The organism is Amycolatopsis sp. NPDC051106 (genome assembly GCF_040682775.1).
GTDB lineage: Bacteria > Actinomycetota > Actinomycetes > Mycobacteriales > Pseudonocardiaceae > Amycolatopsis.
The window spans coordinates 26,356-47,850 of sequence record NZ_JBFBBQ010000065.1 but is presented as its reverse complement, the minus strand read 5'-3'; the positions used below and the strand labels follow the sequence as shown (position 1 = coordinate 47,850).

The following is a 21,495-nucleotide window of genomic DNA, read 5'->3' as shown; positions in this document are numbered from 1 at the left end:
TTTTCGGTGTCCCGCCCCTCTCTCTGGTCGCCGGCCCCGCCTCCCCACCCCCCCCCCGCCCCCCCCCGCGCCGCGACCCCCCCCCCGCCCCCCCCCGCCGCGGTGATGCCGACCACGAACCCGGTCAGCGGGAGAACACCGGTCACGGGCTCTCCACTTCGACCACGCCCTCTCGCACGCGCACCTCGTACACCGGAACGGAGACGTCCTCGGCGTCCAGGCACTGTCCACCGTCGAGCGTGAACCGTTCCTTGTAGACGGGCGACGCGACGACCGGGACCCCGCCCGCGTCCCCGACGATGCCGCGCGAGAGCACCGCCGCGCCGCTGCACGGGTCCCAGTTGGACAGTGCATACCACCGGTCGCCCGGCAGGTGGAAGATCGCCACCTGCACACCGCCGTCGAGCAGTGCCGCCACCCCGGCGTACTCGGGGACCGCCTCGGCGGCGCAGACCGCCGTCCAGGTTCGTTCGATCGACGTCGTCATCGCCGCACCTCCGGGACACCCAGCATGACCGGCACCTTCTGCTCGCGCTCCGAGCGGAACGAGATCGCCGGGTCGGGGGTGCCCGGCGCGTTGACGAAGGAGGTGAACCGGGCCAGCTTCTCCGGGTCCTCCAGCACGCCCTTCCACTCGTCGGCGTAGTTGTCGACGTGCTTGGCCATCGCCGCGTCGAGGTCTTCGCAGATGCCGAGCGAGTCGTCGACGATCACCGCGCGCAGGTGGTCGAGGCCGCCGTCGAGCTCTTCGATCCACGGCGCCGTGCGCTGCAGCCGGTCGGCCGTGCGCACGTAGAACATCAGGAACCGGTCGATCGTGCGAATCAGCGTCGCGGTGTCCACATCGGACACCAGCAGGTCGGCGTGCCGGGGTGTCGTACCGCCGTTGCCACCGACGTAGAGGTTCCAGCCGTTCTCGGTGGCGATGATGCCGAAGTCCTTGCTGCGCGCCTCCGCGCATTCCCGCGCACAGCCCGAGACCGCCGACTTGAGCTTGTGCGGCGACCGCAGCCCGCGGTACCGCAGCTCCAGCTCGATCGCGAGGCCGACGCTGTCCTGCACGCCGTAGCGGCACCAGGTCGACCCGACGCACGACTTGACCGTCCGGAGCGCCTTGCCGTACGCGTGCCCGGATTCGAACCCGGCGTCGACCAGCCGCCGCCAGATCAGCGGCAGCTGGTCCACGGTGGCCCCGAACAGGTCGATCCGCTGGCCGCCGGTGATCTTGGTGTACAGCCCGAAGTCCTGGGCCACCTGGCCGATCACGATCAGCTTCTCCGGCGTGATCTCGCCGCCGGGGATCCGCGGGACGACCGAGTACGTGCCGTTGCGCTGCAGGTTCGCCAGGTACCGGTCGTTGGTGTCCTGCAACGTCATCTGCTCGCCGCCGAGGACGTGGCCGTTGCCCAGCGTGGCCAGGATGGACGCCACCGCCGGCTTGCAGATCGCGCACCCGCTGCCCGAACCGTAGCGGGCGATCAGCTCGCTGAACGTCGTGATGCGGGTGGCCTGGACGATCTCGAACAGCTCCGCGCGCGACTGCGGGAAGTGCTCGCACAGCGCCTTCGACTGCTCGACGCCGGCGGCGCTGAGCAGCTTGCCCAGCAGCGGGACGCACGAGCCGCACGCGGTGCCGGCGCGGGTGCACGCCTTGAGCTTCGGGACGGTGTCGCAGCCGTCCTCGTGGATCGCGCGGGTGATCGCGCCCTTCGAGACCGCGTTGCACGAACAGATCTGCGCCGCGTCCGGAAGGGCGTCGACGCCGACCGCGGCACCGCCACCGGCCGGGGCGAGGATCGCGCCCGGCTCGGCCGGCAGCGGACGGCCGACCAGCGCGCGCAGGGTGTTGTACTCGGTCGCGTCGCCGACGAGCACGCCGCCGAGCAGCGTCTTGCCGTCGTCGGTGACCACGAGCTTCTTGTACGTGCCGGCGACCGCGTCGTTGACCGCGACTTCCAGCGCGCCCTCGGTCTTTGCGTGGGCGTCGCCGAAGGACGCCACGTCGACGCCCATCAGCTTCAGCTTCGTGGACGTGTCCGGCTCCGGGAACTCGCCGGAACCGCCGGTGAGCTGGGCCGCGACGATCTCGGCCATCGCGTACCCGGGCGCCACGATGCCGTACACGCGGCCGTCGACCGCCGCGCACTCCCCGATCGCGTACACCGCCGGGTCACTCGTCCGGCAGGAAGCGTCGGTCAGCACCCCGCCGCGCGGGCCCACTTCGAGACCCGACTGGCGGGCGAGATCGTCGCGCGGCCGGACGCCGGCGGAGAACACGACGAGGTCGACGTCGAGTTCGGTGCCGTTGCCCAGGCGCGCCACCAGCCGCGAGCCGTCGGCCTCGATGGCGTCGGTGGACGTTCCCGTGTGGACAGTCACGTCCAGCGAGGTGATGAGCCGCCGCAGCAGCGACCCGCCGCCTTCGTCGACCTGCAGCGGCATCAAGCGCGGTGCCATCTCGACGACGTGCGGCGAAAGTCCCATGTCCCGCAACGCCTTCGCGGCTTCCAGGCCGAGCAGGCCACCGCCGATCACGACGGCCGAGCGGCGCCCGCGTCCCGGCTTGTCGACCGCCGCCGCGCGGATCGCGTCGAGGTCCTCGATGGTCCGGTAGACGAAGCAGCCGGCCAGGTCGTGGCCCGGCACCGGCGGTACGAACGGCCGCGAGCCGGTGGCCAGCACCAGCGCGTCGTAGGAAACGACGGCGCCGGACGCCGTGGTGACCGTGCGAGCGTCCCGGTCGACCGAAACCGCCAGCTCACCGAGCCGGAGGTCGACGTGCGGGTCACCCGCGTAGTCCGAACCGGGCAGCGCGAGCGAAGCCGGGTCCCAGGTGTCCACGTAGGACGTGAGCGCCACCCGGTCGTACGCCGGGCGCGGCTCCTCGGACAGGACGACGATGTGCCAGTTGCCGGAAGGGTCTTCCGCGCGCACCGCCTCCACGAGCCGGTGGGCGACCATGCCGTGTCCGGCGACGACCAGGGTGGGCATCTCAGACCTCCGCTCCCGCGAGCGCCAGACCGCGCTCACTCGTGGGCTGTTCGGCGGGCTTGCGCAGGTAGACCGCCCAGGTGACGGCGAAGCACAGCCCGTAGAAGACCAGGAATCCGATGAAGGCGGGGACGCCGCTCTTCGCGTCGGCGAACGACTGCCGGAACGCCAGGTTGATGAACAGGCCGCCTTCGGCGCCGATCGCGCCGGCCAGGCCGATCAGCGCACCCGACAGCCGTCGCGCCTTGAGCAGTTCAGCCGCCTCCTCGGCGCCGTTCGCGATCGCCGTGCGGGCCTTCGCCCGGAAGATCGCCGGGATCATCTTGTACGTCGAGCCGTTGCCGACGCCGGTGAGCACGAACAGCACGATGAACGCGATCGTGAACAGCGCCAGGGACTTCGACGTCGACGCGAGGATCAGCACGACCGTGGCCAGCGCCATTCCGACGAACGTGCAGAAGGTGATCTTGCCGCCGCCGATCCGGTCGGCCAGCCAGCCGCCCGCCGGCCGCGAGAGCGAGCCGAGCAGCGGGCCGAGGAACGTCACCGCGGCCGCCTGCAGCGGGGTGCGGCCGAACTGGTTCTGCAGCACCAGGCCGAACGCGAAGCTGTAGCCGATGAACGAGCCGAACGTGCCGACGTAGAGGAACGACATCACCCACGTGTGCGGGTCCTTGACGACCTCGCGCATCGCCTTGGTGTCGCCCTTCACGGTGGCGAGGTTGTCCATGTAGAAGTACGCGCACACCGCCGCGACCACGATCAGCGGGATGTAGACGAAGAGCACGATCCGCGGCGCGGTCGCGCCCGCCGTGCCGATCACCAGCAGGCCGACCAGCTGGATGGCCGCCACCCCGAGGTTGCCGCCACCGGCGTTGAGGCCGAGCGCCCAGCCCTTGTGCTTCTCCGGGTAGAAGGTGTTGATGTTCGTCATCGACGACGCGAAGTTGCCGCCGCCGACCCCGCCGAGCGCCGCGACCAGCAGGAACGTGCCGAGCGACGTCCCCGGGTGCAGCACGACCGCGGCCAGGATCGTCGGGATCAGCAGCAGCGCGGCGGACACGACCGTCCAGTTGCGACCGCCGAACTTCGCCACGGCGAAGGTGTAGGGCAGCCGCATCAGGCCGCCGATCAGCGTCGGCGTCGAGACGAGCAGGAACTTGTCGGCGGCGGAGAAGCCGTAGTCCTTGCCCATGAACAGGACGATGACCGACCACAGGGTCCAGACGGAAAAGCCGATGTGCTCGGCGAACACGGAGAACCAGAGGTTGCGGCGGGCGACCTTCTTGCCCGTCGACTCCCAGAACTCCTCGTTCTCCGGTTCCCAGTGCTCGATCCAGTGCTTTCCTTGGTGTGCCACGGTGTTCTCCTCAGTGCGGGTTCGAGTGGTCATTGCGCCGCGAGCCAGTTGGCGATGCCGCCGACGGCGTCGGTGCACCCGCCGCAGCCCGTCGTGGCTCGCGTGGCCCGCGCCAGTGCGGGAGTGTCGGTGGCCCCGGCCTTCCAGGCCTCGATCAGCCGGCCCTTGGTGACGTTGTTGCAGCGGCAGATGACCGCCGCCGCGGGCAGGTCGGCCGGGCTGGCCGCCGGGGCACTGCCGGTGGGCAGCGCGCGGCCCAGCAGGACTCCGAGGCGGTCGTCGGGCAGCGGCGTGCCACGGTCGTGGAACTGCGTGATCGACGCGGCCGCGTCGGGCAGGCCGAGCAGGATCGCGCCGGTGACGCGGTTCCCGCGGACGACGAGCTTGCCGTAGCGCCCGCCGGTGGGGTCGTTGAAGGTCAGCACCTCGGCGTCCGGGGTACCGGCGTCGAGCTGCGTCTCGCCCAGCGCGGCGAGGTCGATGCCGCGCGCCTTGAGGCGGGTGACCGCCGTGGTGCCGCGGTAGCGGGCGGCGGCGTTCGTGCCGGTCAGGACGTCGGCTAGCACGCCGGCCTGCTCCCACGCCGGCTGGATCAGCCCGGCCGGGGCGCCGGGGTGGCGTGCGCAGTCGCCGAGGGCGTGGATACGGCCGTCGCTGGTGCGCAGGGTGTCGTCGACGAGGATCCCCAGGTCGACGTCGAGGCCGGCGTCCACGGCCAGGCTCGTCTCGGCGCGGACACCGGCGGCGACCACGACCAGGTCGGCCGGGACGAGCGTGCCGTCGTCGAGCTTGAGGCCGTCGCCGGGCAGGTAGCGGGCGGCGGTGGCGCCGAACTTGAACGTCACGCCCATGTCGGTGAGCTGCCGGGCCAGCACGTGCCCGGCGGCGGCGTCGAGCTGGCGTTCCATGACGTGCCCGAGCGGGTGCACGACGGTCACCTGGTTGCCGCGCCCGGCCAGGCCGCGGGCGGCTTCGAGGCCGAGCAGGCCACCGCCGAGCACCGCGACCGGCGCGCCGAAGCGGGCGGCGTCGAGGATCTTGGCGCAGTCGTCGAGGCTGCGGAACGCGACCACGCCCGGCCCGGCTTCGAGGCCTTCGACGGGCGGGATCCACGGGTTGGCGCCGGTGGCGAGCACGAGCGCGTCGTAGTCCACGCATGCGCCGTCGCCGAGCTCGACACAGCGCTTCTCGCGATCGATGCGGGTGACGTCGACGCCGAGGCGCAGGTCGATGTTGTGGCGCGCGGCCCATTCGTCGTCGTGCAGGCGGACGCTCTCGGCGCTCATCCCGCCGGCGACGACGGCGGACAGCAGCACCCGGTTGTAGGCGGCGTGCTTCTCGGCGCCGAGCACGGTCAGGCGGACCCGCTCGGCGATCGGGTCACGGCGGCGGATTTCGTCGGCCAGCCGGGCACCGGCCATGCCGTACCCGACGATGACGACTTCACGGGGGCTCATGCGGCACCATCCACAGTAGACAGGGAAACGGCACACACCTTGAACTCCGGCATCCGGCTGACGGGGTCGAGTGCCGGGTTGGTGAACAGGTTCGCGCGCTGCTCACCGGGGAAGTGGAACGGCACGAAGACGAGGTCGGGCCGGAGACTCTGGACGAACCGCACCTTCGCGACGGTCTCGCCTCGGCGGGATCGGATCCGGGCGGGGTCGCCTTCCTCGAGCCCGGCCCGCTTCGCGGTGTCCGGGTGGACCTCGACGAACGCCTCCGGGACGACGTCGTTCAGCTCGTCGATCAGCCGGGTCTGGGCGCCCGACTGGTAGTGCTGCAGCACGCGGCCGGTGGTGGCCTGCAGCGGGAACTCGTCGTCCGGCAGTTCGGCCGGGCCGGTGTGCTCGACCGGCACGAACCGCGCGCGGCCGTCCGGGTGGGCGAACGACTCGAGGAACATCCGCGGGGTGCCGGGGTGTTCGTTCTCCGGGACCGGCCAGTGCAGGGCTTCACCGTTGCGGAGCCGCTCGTAGCTGACGCCGGAGTAGTCGGCGATCCCGCCCTTGGACGCGATCCGCAGCTCTTCGAAGACCGTCTCGGCGTCAGCCGGGAACCGGTTCTCCGGCTGCCCCAGCCTGTTCGCCAGTCCGTTGAGGACGTCCAGATCGGACCGGACGCCGACCGGCGGGTCCAGGGCCTTGCGGCGCAGCAGGACGCGGCCTTCGAGGTTGGTGAGCGTCCCGTCTTCCTCGGCCCACTGCGTGACCGGGAGGACGACGTCGGCCATGGCCGCGGTATCCGACAGCACGAAGTCGGCGACGACGAGGAAGTCCAATGACGACAGTCGATCTTGGACACGCTCGGACCGCGGCGCCGAGACGACGACGTTGCTGCCGAACACCATCAGCGCCTTCGGTCCGTTCTCTTGGCCGAGCGCTTCCAGGAGTTCGCTGGCGGACCGGCCGGGCCCGGGCAGGCTTTCCGGCTCCACGCCCCAGACGCCGGCGACGTACTCGCGCGCGGCCGGGTCTTCGAGCTTGCGGTAGCCGGGCAGCTGGTCGGCCTTCTGGCCGTGCTCACGGCCGCCCTGGCCGTTGCCCTGGCCGGTCAGGCAGCCGTAACCGGAGCCCGGCCGGCCCGGCAACCCCAGGGAGAGCGCGAGGTTGATCCAGCCGCCGACGGTCGCGGTGCCGGTGGCGTGCTGCTCGGCGCCGCGGGCGGTGAGGACGTAGGCGTTGCGGGCGGCGGCCAGCTTGGCGGCGGCGAGGCGCATGTCCGCGGCCGAAACCCCGCAGACGCGCTCGGCGCGTTCCGGCCACCACGACGCGGCGATCCGCCACATCTCGGCGAAGCCGCCGGTCCGGTCATCCACATAGGACTGGTCGAGGTGGCCGCCTTCGACGACGGCGTGCAGGATGCCGAGCGCCAGCGCGAGGTCCGTCCCGGGCGCGGGGGCCAGGTGGAGGCTCGCCAGCTCGGCGGTCGGGGTGCGCCGCGGGTCGACGACGATCAGGTCGGTGCCGCGCAGGTGCTGGGTGAACGGCGGCATCGTCTCGGCCGGGTTCGCCCCGGCGAGCAGCACGACGTCGGCGTTCTTGAGATCCGTGACGGGGAAGGGCATCCCGCGGTCCGCGCCGAACGCCTTGATCCCGGCCGCGGCGGCCGAGGACATGCAGAAGCGGCCGTTGTAGTCGATCTGCGAGGTGCCGAGCGCGACCCGGGCGAACTTGCCGAGCAGGTAGGCCTTCTCGTTGGTCAGCCCGCCGCCGCCGAAGATCGCGACGGCGTCGGGGCCGTGGTCCCGCTGGAGGTCCTGGAGCCTGCGCGCGACGAAGTCGAGGGCGAAGTCCCAGCTGACGGGCTCGAGCGCGCCGTCCACCCGGATCATCGGGGTGGTCAGCCGTCGCGGCGAGGTCAGCAGCGAGCCGGCGGTCCAGCCCTTCTGGCACAGGCCGCCGGCGTTCACCGGGAAGTCCCGCGGCGTGACGCGGGCGCCGTCGAGGGTCATGCCGCACTGCAACGCGCAGTACGGGCAGTGGGTGTCGACCTGCGGCACGGGCACCTCCTCGGCGTTCGGGATTGCCCTGACGCTAAGGAGGCCGTGTTAACCGGATTCGACCGAATGTTTCAGGCAGTTGACATTGCAGCGGAAGTCACGCGGCCCCGGCGGTGAGATGGCGGTCCGCGGCCGCGGCCCCGGTGCGCTGCCGCGATGATCGGGGTGGCGGCCGCGTCGCGTCCCAGCAGGGATTCGGCCCAGCGGGAGGTGCCGTGCCCGGCTCGGGCCGGTGCCGTTCACGCCCGCGTAACGCGGAACCGCCCGTGGGGCGGGTCACACTGCTCAGAGCACGCCGCTGACTTCCCGGGCGGCCGCTCGCAGGCCGTCCAGTGACGCCTGCGTCGACCGGGGGTTGAGCGCGTTGGACGCCAGCCGGAACAGGACCGCGCGCAGCAGCAGCTGCGGCCACTCCGGCAGGTGCGCCCACCGCTCCAGCAGCTCGCGCGTCGCACCGCCCCAGGCCAGGGCGTCCACCGCGACGATCGCCGCGCCGTACTCGCCCGGCCGGTAGTACGGGACGAAGTCGACGACGCCCGGGGCCGCGTCGCCGTCGAACAGCAGCCCGGCCAGGAGCTCGCCGTGGGCGACCTGCAACGGCAGCTTGATCGGGCGGCGGGCCCCGGCGAGGACCTCGAACCAGCGGCCGCCCTTCGTCTCTTCCAGGGGGACCTCGAGCTCTTCCCACGCGACCCGGTCGGCGACCGCGTCGATGTCGCGCCGGCCGGCGAGGAAGTCCGGGCGGGGCAGGCCGATGGTCGCGCGGTGCAGTTTCACCGCCGCCAGCACCGACGCGTCGCCGCGGTGCTCCGGCGTGCCGGGGACGAACCGGGACGCCGTCCAGCCGCCGACGATCCAGCGGCCGTCGCTGGAGCGGACCGGTTTCGCGACCCGCAGGCCCGGTTCGTGGACGTAGTCGAGCGCGCGGGCGGTCCACAGGGTCCGGGCCTTGTCGGTGACCGGCTTGAACACGAGGTCACCGCAGTGCCAGGCCGTCGAATCCGGCAGTGGCTCGGCGGCGTCGTCAACGCCGCCGAAGGCCGCGCAGACGTGCGCCGGAGGACGTTCGAGGGTGGTCCGCACAACTGGTGACGGTACCCGGCCGGGTGGTCCACGTTCGAGAAGACGCGCTGGTCACGCACGGTTTTGCGGCGTGCCCGAAATGCCGTGAAGGCCTCCTTGAGGGACTTCACGTCCCTCGAGGAGGCCTTCACGGACCACCACTGTCAGTAGGTCGGCAGGCTCGGGTCGATCTGCTTGGCCCACGCGAGGACGCCGCCGCCGAGGTGCGTCGCGTCCTTGAAGCCGGCCGCGTGCAGCGCGGCGAGAGCCTCCGCGGACCGCGCGCCCGACTTGCAGTGCAGGACGATCGGCTTGTCCTGCGGCAGCTCCGCCAGCGCCTCGCCCGAGAGGATGCGGTCCTTCGGGATCAGCGTCGCGCCCTTGATGTTCACGATCTCGTACTCGTGCGGCTCGCGGACGTCGATCAGGGCGAAGTTCTCGCCGCTGTCGAACTTGGCCTTGAGCTCGGCCGGGGTGATGGTGCTGCCCGTCGCGGCCTGCGCGGCCTCGTCGGAGACCACGCCGCAGAACGCCTCGTAGTCGATCAGCTCGGTGATCTTCGGGGTCTCCGGGTCCTTGCGGATCTTGACCTCGCGGTACTTCATCTCCAGCGCGTCGTAGCTGATCAGGCGGCCGAGCAGCGTCTCGCCGATGCCGGTGATGAGCTTGATCGCCTCGGTCACCATGATCGAGCCGATGGACGCGCAGAGCACGCCCAGCACGCCACCCTCGGCGCAGGAGGGGACCATGCCCGGGGGCGGCGGCTCCGGGTAGAGGTCGCGGTAGTTGAGGCCCTTGCCGTTCGGCGCGTCCTCCCAGAACACGCTGACCTGGCCCTCGAACCGGAAGATCGAGCCCCAGACGTACGGCTTGCCCAGCAGCACCGCGGCGTCGTTCACGAGGTAGCGCGTGGCGAAGTTGTCGGTGCCGTCGACGATCAGGTCGTACTGCCCGAAGATCTCCAGCGCGTTCGACGAGTCCAGCCGGTCGGTGTGCAGGTGCACCTTGACCAGCGGGTTGATCTCGGCGATCGACTCCTGCGCGGACGCGGCCTTGAGCTTGCCGACGTCGGACTGGCCGTGGATGACCTGGCGCTGCAGGTTCGACTCGTCCACGACGTCGAAGTCGACGATGCCGAGCGTGCCGACCCCGGCCGCGGCCAGGTACAGCAGCGCGGGGCTGCCGAGGCCGCCGGCGCCGATGACCAGGACCTTCGCGTTCTTGAGCCGCTTCTGCCCGTTCACCCCGACGTCCGGGATGATCAGGTGACGGCTGTACCGGGCCACCTCTTCCTTGGTGAGCTCGGCAGCCGGCTCGACGAGCGGCGGCAGTGCTGACATCGGGTCCTCCATCTCGCGCGGATCGCGTCCATCCCACTATGCACAACGCGCGCGGGCAAATAGACCTTCCCGCGTCCGGATGGTGGGACAACCCACCGCTTTCCGAGCTACTGCGGCGTGGGGTTCGGCCAGGAGTTGGTCTTGCAGATGCGGCCGTCCTTGGCGACCTTGCCCTTGTCGCCGCCGGGGATGTCGTTGAGCATCGACACGTAGTCGTCGTTGACGCCGAAGGACTGCTGCATCATCACCGGCGCCGGCTGGTCGGTGCCGCCGCAGCCGACGTGCTGGTTGCCCAGTGCGTGCCCGACCTCGTGGTTGATGGCGTACTGCCGGTACCCGGTCATGTCGGCGCCGTACGCCTTCGCGCCGCGCACCCAGCGGGCCAGGTTGATCAGCACGCGCCCGAGGCTCTTGCGGTAGCAGGAGGCTTCGAACTTGATCTGGAACCCGCAGGCGTCCGGCCGGTGGGTGGTCTCCGGCGTGGTGAGGCTCACCCTGAAGGTCGGGTTCGGGAAGTTCGCGTCCACGCGCTGGAACGCGATCTTGCCGTCCCAGGTCCAGCCCTGGGTGGGGTTGGACAGCGTCCCCTCGACCGCGGTGGCGAATGCGTCGTCACCGGCGTAGCTCGCCGGGTCGATGCCGTCCTCGACCTCGATCGTGTACGTGTACAGCTTCCCGGTGCCGACCTTCGGCCCGCTGCCCGGCACGACGTGCCACTTGCCGGCGCCCGCCTGCGTGAACGGGATGCCGTTCGGCAGGTCGGCGGTCGGCACCTTGAGGTCGACCGGCGTGGCCGGGTTCTCCGGGATGGCCTGCTCGCCGTTGCCGTCGATGGCGCCGCCCGCCGCGTCGCCGCCCGCCGACTCGACACCGGCGGGGGTGCCCTGTTCGGCGATCGGCTCGGCCGGGCTGTTCGCGGTGTTGACGACCACGAGCACGGTCAGCACCACGAGGATCGGCAGGGCGTAGACGCGCCAGCCGTAGGTCTTGGTGAACTTCGCGAAGCCGCCGGCCTTCGGTGGCTCCGGCTTCTCGCGCGGGGTCTCGACGTGCGGCTTCCAGGAAGCACTCAGCGGCTCGGCGCTGGTGCGCCGCCCGCCGGGGCGGTAGCGGTCCTCGCCGACGCGCTGGGCCGGCTGCCGGGCCGGGCGGTACTGACCGGTCCGCGGGGAGTCCCCGGGCTCCGGCGCGCGTCGCGCCGACGCGCGGTGGGGAGCCCGCCGATCTTCGCCTCGCGCGTCGTGCTTCACCCGGTCCACCGCACCAGGGTGCCACAGCGCCACCGAACCGTTATCGGCGACTGGCGGTCCACTCGGGGGTTGTTGCCGCCCGATCGGGCTACCAAGTCCCGGCTTCCACGTGCTCCCACATGCCGAGCACGGCCTTCGCCACGACGATCGGGCGCTCCATCTGCGCGACGTGCCCGGTTCGCGGCAACACGAGCAGCCGGGCCTTCGGGATCGCCCGGGCCGTCCGCATCGCGCGTCGCACGGAGATGATGCGGTCCTCGCGGCCCCAGACCACCAGGGTCGGGGCCTGCACCCGCGGCGCCGACGACCAGAGCGACGCCTTCCCGAGCGTCGACCACGCCCGGAAGATCGCGAACGTGCTGCGCGCCATGGCGGGGTTGGCCCAGGTGAACCCGGCGCGGGCGCCGTGCTCCTCGGCCAGCTCGTCCAGCCGGCTCTCCGGGAACCGCGACGGGTCGGCGAAGCACAGCTTGATCACCTGCGCGGCGCGTTCCCGCGGGCCGAGGGCGGCCAGCTGCGCCCGCACCCGCGCGCCGACCAGCGGCAGGTAGGCCAGCGCCATCCGCGGGTCCGACAGCCGCCGCGGGTCGGGGCGGCGGTCGGGCATCGCGGGCGAGATCAAGGTCAGCGTCTTGACCAGCTCGGGACGGCGTTCGGCGATCATCAGCGCGATCGCGCCGCCCATGGAGTTGCCCAGCAGGTGCACCGGCGCGCCGACGTCCTCGATGTGCCGCGCGACGACTTCGGCGTGCGCTTGGAGGCTGAAGTCGAAGCCCTTCTCGGGCTCCGAGTAGCCGAAGCCGGGCAGGTCGGGCGCGGTGCCGCCGGCGACCGGCGCGAGCAGCGCGGCCAGGTCGGTCCAGTTCGTCGACGAGCCGCCGAGGCCGTGGACGTAGACCGCGGGCACGCCGTCCGGACCCGGGGTGCGGCGGACGTGCAGGCGGGCCGTGCCGACTTCTTCGAAAGTCGCCGGCCAGGGCGGCAGGATCGGTTCCAGGGACGGCAATTCCCTGGTCGAAAGGGGCACGTGGGTCAGCGGCGCCCGGGTGGTCGCGGCGGTGTTCACGGATCCAGGATGCCCGACACTTGGCAAGGCATACATACCGGCGAGTAATCTTCAGGACGACTTCACGCGGTGGCGACCCCGCCCGTCGAAGGACGATGACGGGAGGATGGGCATGACGGAGATGACGCGGCTGCAGCAGCGCGGGGTGCGCCTGCCCCGGACGGAACGGCGGGCCCAGCTCCTCGCGGCGGCCCAGCGGGTCTTCGCCGAGAACGGCTACCACGCCGCCGCGATGGACGAGATCGCCGAAGTGGCCGGTGTCAGCAAGCCGGTGCTCTACCAGCACTTCCCCGGCAAGCTGGACCTGTACATCGCGCTGCTGGAGAGTCACGTCGACGAGCTGGTGAAGCGCGTGCAGACGGCGCTGGACTCGACGACGGAGAACCGTCAGCGCGTCCCGGCGACGGTCGGCGCGTTCTTCGACTTCGTCAGCAACGACGCGGGCGCGTTCCGGATGGTGTTCGAGTCCGACCTGCGCGGCGAGCCGGCGGTCCAGGAAGCGGTCGACCGCGCGACGTCGGCGAGCGTGGACGCGATCACGGACACGATCACGGCGGACGCGGGCCTCGACGAGGACAAGGCGCGGCTGCTGGCGGTCGGGCTGGTCGGGATGAGCCAGGTCAGCGCCCGGTTCTGGCTGCAGCACCACCAGTCGATGAGCCGTGAGGAGGCCGTCGCCTTGACGGCCAACCTGGCCTGGCGAGGCATCGGCGGCGGCTTCCCCCTCAAGGACTCCTGACCCGGCCCAACGCCGTCACTTTCGTCGGGAAAGTTCCGTTTTCGGCCCCCGAAAGCGGAACTTTCCCTAGGAAAGATGCATTGTTTACCGGGCGTCAACGAGGGCAGCCGTGCGAAGCAGCGCGTTGATCCGGCGGGCTACCTCGAAGGGGCGTTCCTGCGGGAGCATGTGGCCCGCTCCCGGGTAGCGGACGAACTCCGCGTGCGGCAGCTCGTCCGCGATCACCTTCGCGTGCGCCAGCGGGCACAGCCGGTCCTTCTCCCCCGCCAGCACCACCGACGGCACGTCGCACAGCGCGCCCAGGCCGCCGACGCCGCGGTGGGCCGCGATCGCGTCCAGGAACAACCCCGCGCTCGCCGGGTGCGCCGCCAGCAGCTGCTCGACGACGCTGTCCACCTGCGCCCGCCCCGGCCGATCGCCGAAGACGAGCCGCCGGGCACCCGAGCGGACCATCCCCGGCCGCAGCCGCAGCGTGTCCGACCGCAGCCGGGCGAGCAGGCGGGCGACCCGCGGCTCGAAGCGCGTCACGCCCCGGCCGACCAGGCCCGGGAAGCCCAACGTCAACTTGTCCATGTCGCCCGACGACGTCGCGACGAACGCCGCTCCGGCAAGCCGTGAAGCGACCAGCTGCGGGTGCCGTTCGGCGAGCACCATGAGCGTCATGCCGCCCATCGAGTGCCCGGCGAGGACCAGCGGCCCCTCCGACACGCGGTCGGCGATCACCTCGGCCAGGTCGTCGGCCAGCCGCGCGATCGTCGCCGAGCCCGGGCGGGCGTGCGCCGAGCCGCCGTGGCCGCGCAGGTCGTAGCGCAGCACGCGCACGCCGGGGTCGAGGTGCGGCAGCACGAAGTCCCACGTCCGGTGGTCCTGCGTCCAGCCGTGCACCAGCACCAGCGTGACCGCCGAGTCGGCGGGCCCGGACTGCGAGACGTGCAGCGCGGCGCCGTCGCTCGCGACGAACCGGTGCTCGATCGACGGGTCGCGCAGCCGCGACGCGGTGGTCACCGGCCCGCCGGGAGCAGGAACGACTTGCGCCAGAAGTACTTCCCCGGCAGCCCGACCAGGCCGGACTCCTCCAGGAACGGCATGATCTTCTCCCCCGCCCACGCGATCGTCCCCTGCCAGTGCGGGTTGTTCAGGGCCGCTTCGACGCCGTCGCGCGGCCGGATGCCGACCGCCTTGTAGACGTTCGGGTTGATGAACGCCCGCGTCACGAAGTACGAGATGAGCGCGATGATGAACTGCTGGTAGGCGATCTCGGCCTTCGACAGCTTCGCCATGCCGCGCGTGACCTCTTCGCGGGCGAAGGTGACGTGCCGCGCCTCCTCCAGCACGTGGATCCGGTTGACCATCCGGACCAGCGGCTGGACGCCGTCGTCGTTCATCTGCTCGCGCTGCAGCCGGTCGAGCACCTCTTCGGCGACCAGGATCGCGCCGTAGCGCGCCGGGCCGTAGGAGATCGTCGGCATCAGCTTCGCCAGCCTCCGCAGCCACGGCACCGGGCCGTAGGCGGGGCAGCCGATCCGCGACGCCATCCGCGCGAACATCGTCGAGTGCCGGCATTCGTCGGCGATCTCGGTGAGGGCGAACTGCGCGTGCGCCGACGTCGGGTCCTGCTCGTAGACCTCCTTGAGCAGCATCTGCATCAGGAGGATTTCGAACCACAGCCCGGTCGTCGCGACGCTCGCGACCTCGTGCTTGCCCAGCTCGATGCGCTGCTCGGGGGTCAGCTTGTCCCAGAGCTCGGTGCCGTAGAGCGAAGAGCGCTCGTCGAGGATGAAGCGCTTGCCCTCGACCAGGGGCGCCGTCCAGTCGATGTCGACGTCGGGGTCGTAGAACTTGTTCGCCGACGACTTGAGCAGCCGCTCCGCGGTCTTTTCGCGATCCGGTTCCTTCAGCGTCCGCGTCATTGCCGACACCCCTTCCGCCATGTGTAACTTGAGGTAACAGTTACCTGTGCGTAGCATGAGCCTCGTGATCGAACGTGTCAAGCGCTCCGGCAAGCCGTCCGCCCGCGACGAGGGGGCGACCGGCGACGCCCGGCGCGACCGCTGGCGCAAGCACCGGATCGCGCGGCGCAAGGAGTTCGTCGAGGCGGCGCTGCGGGCGCTCGACACCCACGGCCCGGACCTCGGCATGGAGGACGTCGCCGCGGAGGCGGGCGTCACGAAACCGGTGCTGTACCGGCACTTCGACGACAAGGCCGACCTCTACGTGGCCCTCGGCCAGCGCGGCACGGAGATCCTCTTCGAGCGCCTGATCCCGGCGATCAACGCCGAGCTCGCGCCGGTCCCGCGGATCCGGATGGCCCTCGACGCGTTCTTCACGGTGATCGAGGAGCACCCGAACCTGTACCGGCTGCTCGCGCACGGACGGCCGGAGAAGCCGGTGTCGTCGGACGTCGTGGCCGAGGACAAGGAACTGATCGCGACGGCGCTGACGGCGCTGCTGGGCGACTACATGCGGATGTTCAACATGGACTCCGGCGCGGCCGAGCCGTGGGCGCACGGCATCGTCGGCATGGTCCAGAACACCGGCGAGTGGTGGCTGGATCGCCGGTCGATGAGCCGCGACGCGGTCGTCGAATACCTGACGCAGATCATCTGGGCGGCGATCGACGGGCTGACCCGCCAGAACGGCGTGGTCATCGACCCGAACCTGCCCCTGGAAGCCAACAAGGTGGTCCAGCTGGGCCGCGCGGAATCCGATTCGCTGGAGGAGACGTCATGAGCGAGCACGACGAAGACGGCTACAGCGGTCCGGCCACGCTGGAGGTCGACGGCGTGTCCCTGCCGGTGACGGTCGAGCTGCGCGGCTACTTCCAGCCGATCGACGGCTTCTACCGCTGGTACGGCCGGGTGGCGGTGAACGAGGAGCTGACGAAGCTGGCGGGCGGCAAGAAGAAGCCGGTGTCCATCCAGGCCGGCGAGTACACGGCCACCGGCGAGCTGTCGGACCCGGACCCGTGGGGCCGCTACCGCGTCATGGGGACGAGCACCCCGCCGTTCCACGTCCCCACGTCCCTCGAAGAGCTCAACGCCTGAAAGCCGTGAATGTCGCATTGAGGGACTCTGAGTCCTCAATGCGACATTCACGGACTTCGGAACCGGCCCGGCCACCCCGCGCGGTGGCCGCGCCGGGCGGCTCAGGGGGTGCGCGGGCCGGGCAGCTCGCGGCCCGGCAGCCAGCCGTTCGGGATGTCCGTCGCCCGCCACTTGCGGACGCTCAGCCGGATCGCCGTGACCGGCGCGTCGAGGAACGGCGCCGCCTCCGGCACCTTCGCGACCAGGATCGAGCGCACCAGCGCCTCGTCGTCGGGCGGGACGACCTCCGCGAGGGCCTGGGCCTGCAGGAACGGCTGCATCGGCGAGCCCGTCGACACCACCACCGAAACGACCGGGTGCTCGCGGACCGCGGCCAGCGTGCGACCCCGGTCCTCGAGCACCAGGTTCAGCGTGAACGGCCCCGTTTCCGCGAAGTACACCCCGCCGACCCACGGGCCGTCGCTGCCCGATGTCGCGAGGAACATCGACTTGTGCGCGGAGAGGGTGTTGCGCACGAGATCCGCCACGTCGCCGGCCATCGGCTCGACAGTGGTCATCCTGGTTGCTCCCGGAGTGTCCGTCCGGGCCCCGTGGCGCCGGATCGCCAGCCGAAGCTAGGCGGCGGAATCGCGACACACCAAGGAGGACCGTTCGATCCGGTGAACCCGGTCACCGGATCGAAAACCGGGCCCCGGAACGGACGAAGGCCACCCCGGAACTTCCCGGGGTGGCCTTCGTCCGTTCGAGACGAGTCAGTCGCCGACGCCGAAGCCGACCTTGCGGACGTCGGACGGGGCGATCTCGACGTACGCGATGCGGTCGGAGGGGACGATGTACTTGCGCCCCTTCTCGTCGTTGATGCGGAAGAGCCCGTCACCGGCCGTCAGGGCCTCGGCGACCAGCTTCTCCACCTCTTCGGGAGACTGGCCACTGGACACCACCAGCTCGCGCGGCGTGTCCTTGATGCCGATCTTGACCTCCACGTGGGACCTCCGCTGGAAATTCGTAAGGGATGTGCTCGGCAAGGCTAACCGAACGGGCTCGTTCCGGTGGCGCATGTCCGCGCTCGACCGCGTCGTCACTTCCGGGTACTCCATCGGGATCAGCCCAGGCCGAGCGCCTGCATGCGCTTCGTGTGCCCTTGTTGCAACCGCCGGAACAGCGCCGCAATTCCGGAGAGGTCCCCGGAACCGCCGATGATCAGCTCGGCCAGCCCGTCGCGCTCGGCGACGACGTACTGGGCCTGGGTCAGCGCCTCACCGAGCAGGCGGCGCCCCCACAGGGCGAGCTTGTCGCGGGTCTTGGGGTCGGCTTCGATGCCGGCGGCGACTTCGCGTTCGGCGAACGCCGAGTGCCCAGTGTCGGCGAGCACGGTGAGCACCAGGTCCTTGGTCTCCGGGTCGAGCCAGCTGGCGATCTCGCGGTAGAGGTCGGCGGCCAGCCCGTCGCCGACGTAGGCCTTCACCAGCGACTCCAGCCACGACTTCGGCCGGGTCGAAGCGTGCCAGGCGTCGACCTGGGCGACGAACGGCGTCATCGCGTCTTCGATCTTGACGTCGTGACCGGCCAGGTGCTGGGCGAGCAGGCCGTAGTGACCGATCTCCGCGGCCGCCATCTGCGCCAGCGCGGCCCGCCCAGCCAGGGTCGGGGCACTGCGCGCGTCTTCGGCCATCCGGTCGAACGCGGACAGTTCGAGGTAGGCGATCACACCCAGAAGGTCGACTACGCCTTCTGAGATCTCTTTCGGCTCGGTCACGGGGGCAGGGTATCGCCGAAGCGCCCGGGCGTGTCGGGACGAGACCGATCACACGGGTTCCGGCGTGCCGGGTACTGTCGAAAAACTGCTGACCAGGTACACTGCGAATGATATAGAAGCTTCCGTACGCCATACCGGCGTCGGAACAGGCAGGTCACGTTGGCTTGCCGACGTACTGCAATGTGCGTGCACGCCTCTTCCGGCATTCCCGGGACGGACCGGTTCCGCGCTCCAGTTCAGCGCCAGGGACCAGGGTTTACTCCCGGTCGAGTGTCGAGCGGACCGACGGCTGTGCGCGCTGGTCACGAGAGAGGCGATCACCCTGACCGCAGAAATTCCCACAACCGAACTGACCCCCGCCGTCGCGCTGGAACACAGCGAGACCGGCCCGGCCGCGCTCGACACCTCTCACCCGCTGCAGGCGGGCGTCGAGGTCGAGCCCGAAGCCCCGACCTTCGCGTCCTTCGGCGTCAAGCCGGAGATCGTCAAGGCCCTCGGCGAGGCCGGCATCGAGCGGACCTTCGCGATCCAGGAGCTCACGCTGCCGCTCGCGATGGCCGGCGACGACCTCATCGGCCAGGCCCGCACCGGCATGGGCAAGACGCTGGGCTTCGGCGTCCCGCTGCTGCACCGCGTGCAGGTGCCGGGCGACGGCACCCCGCAGGTGCTCGTCGTGGTGCCGACCCGTGAGCTGTGCATCCAGGTCGCCAACGACCTCAAGGGCGCCGGCAAGCACCTCGGCATCCGCACTCTGGCCATCTACGGCGGCCGCCCGTACGAGCCGCAGATCGAGGCCCTGCGCAAGGGCATCGACGTCGTGATCGGCACCCCGGGCCGCCTGCTCGACCTGGCCGAGCAGCAGCACCTGGTGCTCGGCAAGGTCCGCGGCCTGGTGCTCGACGAGGCCGACGAGATGCTCGACCTGGGCTTCCTGCCCGACATCGAGCGCATCCTGCGGATGGTGCCGGACGAGCGGCAGACCATGCTGTTCTCGGCCACGATGCCCGGCCCGATCATCACGCTGGCCCGCACGTTCCTGCGGCAGCCGACGCACATCCGCGCCGAGGAAAACGACGCGAGCGCGATCCACGAGCGCACCACCCAGTTCGTCTACCGGGCGCACTCGATGGACAAGCCCGAGGTGATCGCCCGCGTGCTGCAGGCCGCCGACCGCGGCCTGACGATGATCTTCAGCCGCACCAAGCGCACCGCCCAGAAGGTGGCCGACGACCTGGTCGAGCGCGGCTTCGCGGCCGCCGCCGTGCACGGCGACCTCGGCCAGGGCGCGCGCGAGCAGGCGCTGCGCGCGTTCCGCTCGGGCAAGGTCGACGTGCTGGTCGCGACCGACGTCGCCGCCCGCGGCATCGACATCGACGACGTCACGCACGTGATCAACTACCAGTGCCCGGACGACGAGAAGACCTACGTCCACCGCATCGGCCGCACCGGCCGCGCGGGCCGGACCGGCGTCGCCGTCACCCTCGTCGACTGGGACGAGATGCCGCGCTGGAAGCTGATCTCGGACACCCTCGGTCTCGACAAGCCGGAGCCGGTGGAGACGTACTCGTCGTCGCCGCACCTGTACGCCGACCTGGGCATCCCGGAGGGCACGAAGGGCCGGCTGCCGCTGGCCAACCGCACCCGGGCCGGCCTGGCCGCCGAGGAGGAAGAGGACCTGGGCGGCAAGCGCCGCGGCCCGCGTGGCCGCGGCAAGGCCGACGACGCTGCCGCCGCTTCGGAAGAAGCCCCGCGCAAGCGCAACCGCACCCCGCGCAAGCGGACCCGCGGTGGCTCGCAGGCGACCGAGGCCGCGGACAACGCCGCTGCCGCTGCCCCTTCTTCGCCGGATGACGCTTCCGCCTCGGAGGGACGCACCCGGACGCGTCGCCGCACTCGCGGTACCGCGCCGGAAGCGACCGGCCCGGCCACCGAGAAGGAAGCCGGCGACAACGCCGAGCGGCCCGCTCGGCGGCGGCGCCGTCGCCGTCCCGCCGCGACGTCTGATACACCTGCGTCGGCAGACTGAACCTGAGCGCGGGGGTCCGGGCACGTGAGCGACGTCGAGAAGGCGCCTGAAAACGCGCCTGAAGAGACCCCTGACTACGGCTCGGAGGACGTCCTCGAGGACGTCGAAAGCACTCCGCCCGCCCCGCGGGTCAAGGCGCGTCGCTCGCCTTGGAACCGCGGGCGGGACCGGGTGATCGCGGCGCTGGTCGCGGTCGCCGTGGTCGCCGTCGCGCTGGTCATCGGCGTGACGAGCGACAGCGCGGCGACCGACCGGACCGAGGCGGCGCCCCCTCCGCCGTTGCCCGCGGCGCCGGACAAGGTGCCGGGCTCGCTGGCCGAGGTGTGGAGCGCCCGCAGCGGCGCGACGCCGGTCCCGGTGGTGGCGGGCGATTCGGTGGCGACGGCGGACGGCGGCGAGGTCGCCGCCCGCGACCCGCTGACCGGGCAGATCCGCTGGCACTACACGCGTGACCTGCCGTTGTGCACGGTGAACGAGACGTGGGGACGGTTGAACGCCGTCTACCACAAGACCGAGAACTGCAGTGAGGTCACGCAGCTCGACCCGGGCACCGGCCGGATCACGGCGCAGCGCAACGGCAACGCGGAGCTGGGCACGCGCCTGGTGAGCGACGGCTCGCACGTGACGGCGACGGGCAAGAAGCTCCTCACGACGTGGCGCGACGACCTGGTGCAGAGCGCCGAGTACGGCCAGGTCCCGGCGCTGGTCAACGCGGGCAAGCAGCCCCGCACGGGCTGCACGTACGGCACGGTCGCGGCGGCGTCGGGCAAGGTCGGCGTGATCGAGCGCTGCCCGGGCGACCCGGCCGACCGCCTGACGGTCTACAAGGCGGCACCGGAGAAGGACGACGAGCCGTCGGTGGCGTTCAGCAGCGTGCTGGCGGGCAAGCGGGCCCGGGTGATCGCGATGTCGGGCGACCTGACGGCGGTGGTCCTGCCGGACCAGAAGCTCCTGGTGATCTACAACGGCGACGGTTCCCAGCGCGCGGCGTACCCGCTGGACGTCCCGGCCGCCGACCTGGCGGCCGATCCCCCCGCGGGTGTCGAGGCGACCACCCAGACGACGCAGAACCTGTACTGGTTCAGCGGGTCGAAGGTGATGGCGTTGTCGCGTGACGACCTTTCGCCGCGGTGGACGTTGAGCAGCGCTTCGGGGCCCGGAATCCTGTTCGCGACGCAGCTGGTGGTCCCGATCAAGGGCGGCTTGGCCGTGCTGAACGAGGACAACGGCTCGACGATCCGCACAGTCGGGGTGGATCGCCGCGGGTACACAGGGGTGGTCCGGTTGGGCGCGGCAGGCCCGGTCCTGCTGGAAGAACGCGGCGACACCCTGACGGCCTTGAAGTAACCGCCCGGCGCT

General features: G+C 71.2%; 20 protein-coding genes. 5 read left to right on the top strand and 15 right to left on the bottom strand.

What is annotated here, in order from left to right; genetic code table 11:
• Positions 1 to 142: 142 nt before the first annotated feature.
• From nirD to AB0M83_RS35180, 9 genes are all read right to left on the bottom strand, one after another.
• Positions 143 to 487, bottom strand: coding sequence for a nitrite reductase small subunit NirD (gene nirD / locus AB0M83_RS35220; RefSeq protein ID WP_364523783.1), 345 nt, complete (start codon positions 485 to 487; stop codon positions 143 to 145).
• Positions 484 to 2,991, bottom strand: a complete 2,508-nt coding sequence (gene nirB / locus AB0M83_RS35215) for a nitrite reductase large subunit NirB (protein ID WP_364523781.1) — start codon at positions 2,989 to 2,991, stop codon at positions 484 to 486. The genes nirD and nirB overlap by 4 nt, the downstream gene beginning before the upstream one ends.
• A 1-nt stretch (position 2,992) precedes the next feature.
• A complete protein-coding gene (locus AB0M83_RS35210) occupies positions 2,993 to 4,384 on the bottom strand; it encodes a nitrate/nitrite transporter (protein ID WP_364523779.1) in 1,392 nt (463 codons plus the stop codon).
• Positions 4,381 to 5,808 carry an FAD-dependent oxidoreductase gene (locus tag AB0M83_RS35205; RefSeq protein WP_364523777.1) on the bottom strand — a complete coding sequence of 476 codons (1,428 nt, stop codon included), beginning with the start codon at positions 5,806 to 5,808 and terminating at the stop codon, positions 4,381 to 4,383. The genes AB0M83_RS35210 and AB0M83_RS35205 overlap by 4 nt, the downstream gene beginning before the upstream one ends.
• On the bottom strand, positions 5,805 to 7,853 hold the full coding sequence (locus tag AB0M83_RS35200; RefSeq protein WP_364523775.1) for a molybdopterin oxidoreductase family protein: 2,049 nt from the start codon (positions 7,851 to 7,853) through the stop codon (positions 5,805 to 5,807). The genes AB0M83_RS35205 and AB0M83_RS35200 overlap by 4 nt, the downstream gene beginning before the upstream one ends.
• Positions 7,854 to 8,138: 285 nt before the next feature.
• Positions 8,139 to 8,936 carry a TIGR02569 family protein gene (locus AB0M83_RS35195; RefSeq protein ID WP_364523773.1) on the bottom strand — a complete coding sequence of 266 codons (798 nt, stop codon included), beginning with the start codon at positions 8,934 to 8,936 and terminating at the stop codon, positions 8,139 to 8,141.
• A 143-nt stretch (positions 8,937 to 9,079) separates the two neighbouring features.
• Positions 9,080 to 10,255 (bottom strand): adenylyltransferase/sulfurtransferase MoeZ, encoded by a 1,176-nt coding sequence (gene moeZ, locus AB0M83_RS35190; protein ID WP_364523771.1) that lies wholly within the window; start codon positions 10,253 to 10,255, stop codon positions 9,080 to 9,082.
• A 107-nt stretch (positions 10,256 to 10,362) separates the two neighbouring features.
• A complete protein-coding gene (locus AB0M83_RS35185; protein WP_364523769.1) occupies positions 10,363 to 11,514 on the bottom strand; it encodes a DUF3152 domain-containing protein in 1,152 nt (383 codons plus the stop codon).
• Between the two features lie 79 nt (positions 11,515 to 11,593).
• Entirely contained in the window at positions 11,594 to 12,607 is a 1,014-nt protein-coding gene (locus AB0M83_RS35180) for an alpha/beta fold hydrolase (protein WP_364523767.1), read from the bottom strand.
• A gap of 76 nt (positions 12,608 to 12,683) precedes the next feature.
• Between AB0M83_RS35180 and AB0M83_RS35175 the strand changes: the two genes are divergently transcribed.
• Entirely contained in the window at positions 12,684 to 13,310 is a 627-nt protein-coding gene (locus AB0M83_RS35175; protein ID WP_284747451.1) for a TetR/AcrR family transcriptional regulator, read from the top strand.
• Positions 13,311 to 13,394: 84 nt separating this feature from the next.
• Here AB0M83_RS35175 and AB0M83_RS35170 read toward each other — a convergent pair whose 3' ends face one another.
• Positions 13,395 to 14,315 (bottom strand): alpha/beta hydrolase, encoded by a 921-nt coding sequence (locus AB0M83_RS35170; RefSeq protein ID WP_364523765.1) that lies wholly within the window; start codon positions 14,313 to 14,315, stop codon positions 13,395 to 13,397.
• Positions 14,312 to 15,220, bottom strand: a complete 909-nt coding sequence (locus AB0M83_RS35165; protein WP_364523763.1) for a diiron oxygenase — start codon at positions 15,218 to 15,220, stop codon at positions 14,312 to 14,314. The genes AB0M83_RS35170 and AB0M83_RS35165 overlap by 4 nt, the downstream gene beginning before the upstream one ends.
• Positions 15,221 to 15,275: 55 nt before the next feature.
• Between AB0M83_RS35165 and AB0M83_RS35160 the strand changes: the two genes are divergently transcribed.
• Together AB0M83_RS35160 and AB0M83_RS35155 are read left to right on the top strand one after the other, a co-directional pair.
• Positions 15,276 to 16,040 (top strand): TetR/AcrR family transcriptional regulator, encoded by a 765-nt coding sequence (locus AB0M83_RS35160; RefSeq protein WP_364523761.1) that lies wholly within the window; start codon positions 15,276 to 15,278, stop codon positions 16,038 to 16,040.
• Complete coding sequence (locus tag AB0M83_RS35155) at positions 16,037 to 16,354, top strand: DUF4873 domain-containing protein (protein WP_364523759.1); 318 nt, start codon at positions 16,037 to 16,039, stop codon at positions 16,352 to 16,354. The genes AB0M83_RS35160 and AB0M83_RS35155 overlap by 4 nt, the downstream gene beginning before the upstream one ends.
• Before the next feature lie 101 nt (positions 16,355 to 16,455).
• Here the strand turns inward: AB0M83_RS35155 and AB0M83_RS35150 are convergent, their stop codons facing one another.
• From AB0M83_RS35150 to AB0M83_RS35135, 4 genes are all read right to left on the bottom strand, one after another.
• Complete coding sequence (locus AB0M83_RS35150) at positions 16,456 to 16,911, bottom strand: pyridoxamine 5'-phosphate oxidase family protein (protein WP_364523757.1); 456 nt, start codon at positions 16,909 to 16,911, stop codon at positions 16,456 to 16,458.
• Positions 16,912 to 17,106: 195 nt separating this feature from the next.
• The gene (locus AB0M83_RS35145; protein WP_013223016.1) at positions 17,107 to 17,337 is read right to left on the bottom strand and encodes a DUF3107 domain-containing protein; all 231 of its coding nucleotides are present in this window, start codon (positions 17,335 to 17,337) and stop codon (positions 17,107 to 17,109) included.
• Between the two features lie 119 nt (positions 17,338 to 17,456).
• Positions 17,457 to 18,110, bottom strand: coding sequence for a ferritin-like fold-containing protein (locus AB0M83_RS35140; RefSeq protein ID WP_364523755.1), 654 nt, complete (start codon positions 18,108 to 18,110; stop codon positions 17,457 to 17,459).
• A 408-nt stretch (positions 18,111 to 18,518) separates the two neighbouring features.
• Positions 18,519 to 18,650: a hypothetical protein gene (locus AB0M83_RS35135; protein WP_364523753.1), complete on the bottom strand. Its 132-nt coding sequence runs from the start codon at positions 18,648 to 18,650 to the stop codon at positions 18,519 to 18,521.
• Positions 18,651 to 18,663: 13 nt separating this feature from the next.
• Between AB0M83_RS35135 and AB0M83_RS35130 the strand changes: the two genes are divergently transcribed.
• Positions 18,664 to 20,136 carry a DEAD/DEAH box helicase gene (locus AB0M83_RS35130; RefSeq protein ID WP_364523751.1) on the top strand — a complete coding sequence of 491 codons (1,473 nt, stop codon included), beginning with the start codon at positions 18,664 to 18,666 and terminating at the stop codon, positions 20,134 to 20,136.
• Between the two features lie 24 nt (positions 20,137 to 20,160).
• On the top strand, positions 20,161 to 21,483 hold the full coding sequence (locus AB0M83_RS35125) for a hypothetical protein (RefSeq protein ID WP_364523749.1): 1,323 nt from the start codon (positions 20,161 to 20,163) through the stop codon (positions 21,481 to 21,483).
• Positions 21,484 to 21,495: the final 12 nt, after the last annotated feature.

Coding starts and splice junctions, on each gene's coding strand:
- nirD (WP_364523783.1), bottom strand. CDS start 487: ATGACGACGTCGATCGAACGAACCTGGACGGCGGTCTGCGCCGCCGAG.
- nirB (WP_364523781.1), bottom strand. CDS start 2,991: ATGCCCACCCTGGTCGTCGCCGGACACGGCATGGTCGCCCACCGGCTC.
- AB0M83_RS35210 (WP_364523779.1), bottom strand. CDS start 4,384: ATGACCACTCGAACCCGCACTGAGGAGAACACCGTGGCACACCAAGGA.
- AB0M83_RS35205 (WP_364523777.1), bottom strand. CDS start 5,808: ATGAGCCCCCGTGAAGTCGTCATCGTCGGGTACGGCATGGCCGGTGCC.
- moeZ (WP_364523771.1), bottom strand. CDS start 10,255: ATGTCAGCACTGCCGCCGCTCGTCGAGCCGGCTGCCGAGCTCACCAAG.
- AB0M83_RS35180 (WP_364523767.1), bottom strand. CDS start 12,607: ATGTATGCCTTGCCAAGTGTCGGGCATCCTGGATCCGTGAACACCGCC.
- AB0M83_RS35175 (WP_284747451.1), top strand. CDS start 12,684: ATGACGGAGATGACGCGGCTGCAGCAGCGCGGGGTGCGCCTGCCCCGG.
- AB0M83_RS35165 (WP_364523763.1), bottom strand. CDS start 15,220: ATGACGCGGACGCTGAAGGAACCGGATCGCGAAAAGACCGCGGAGCGG.
- AB0M83_RS35160 (WP_364523761.1), top strand. CDS start 15,276: ATGAGCCTCGTGATCGAACGTGTCAAGCGCTCCGGCAAGCCGTCCGCC.
- AB0M83_RS35155 (WP_364523759.1), top strand. CDS start 16,037: ATGAGCGAGCACGACGAAGACGGCTACAGCGGTCCGGCCACGCTGGAG.
- AB0M83_RS35150 (WP_364523757.1), bottom strand. CDS start 16,911: ATGACCACTGTCGAGCCGATGGCCGGCGACGTGGCGGATCTCGTGCGC.
- AB0M83_RS35130 (WP_364523751.1), top strand. CDS start 18,664: ATGGCCGGCGACGACCTCATCGGCCAGGCCCGCACCGGCATGGGCAAG.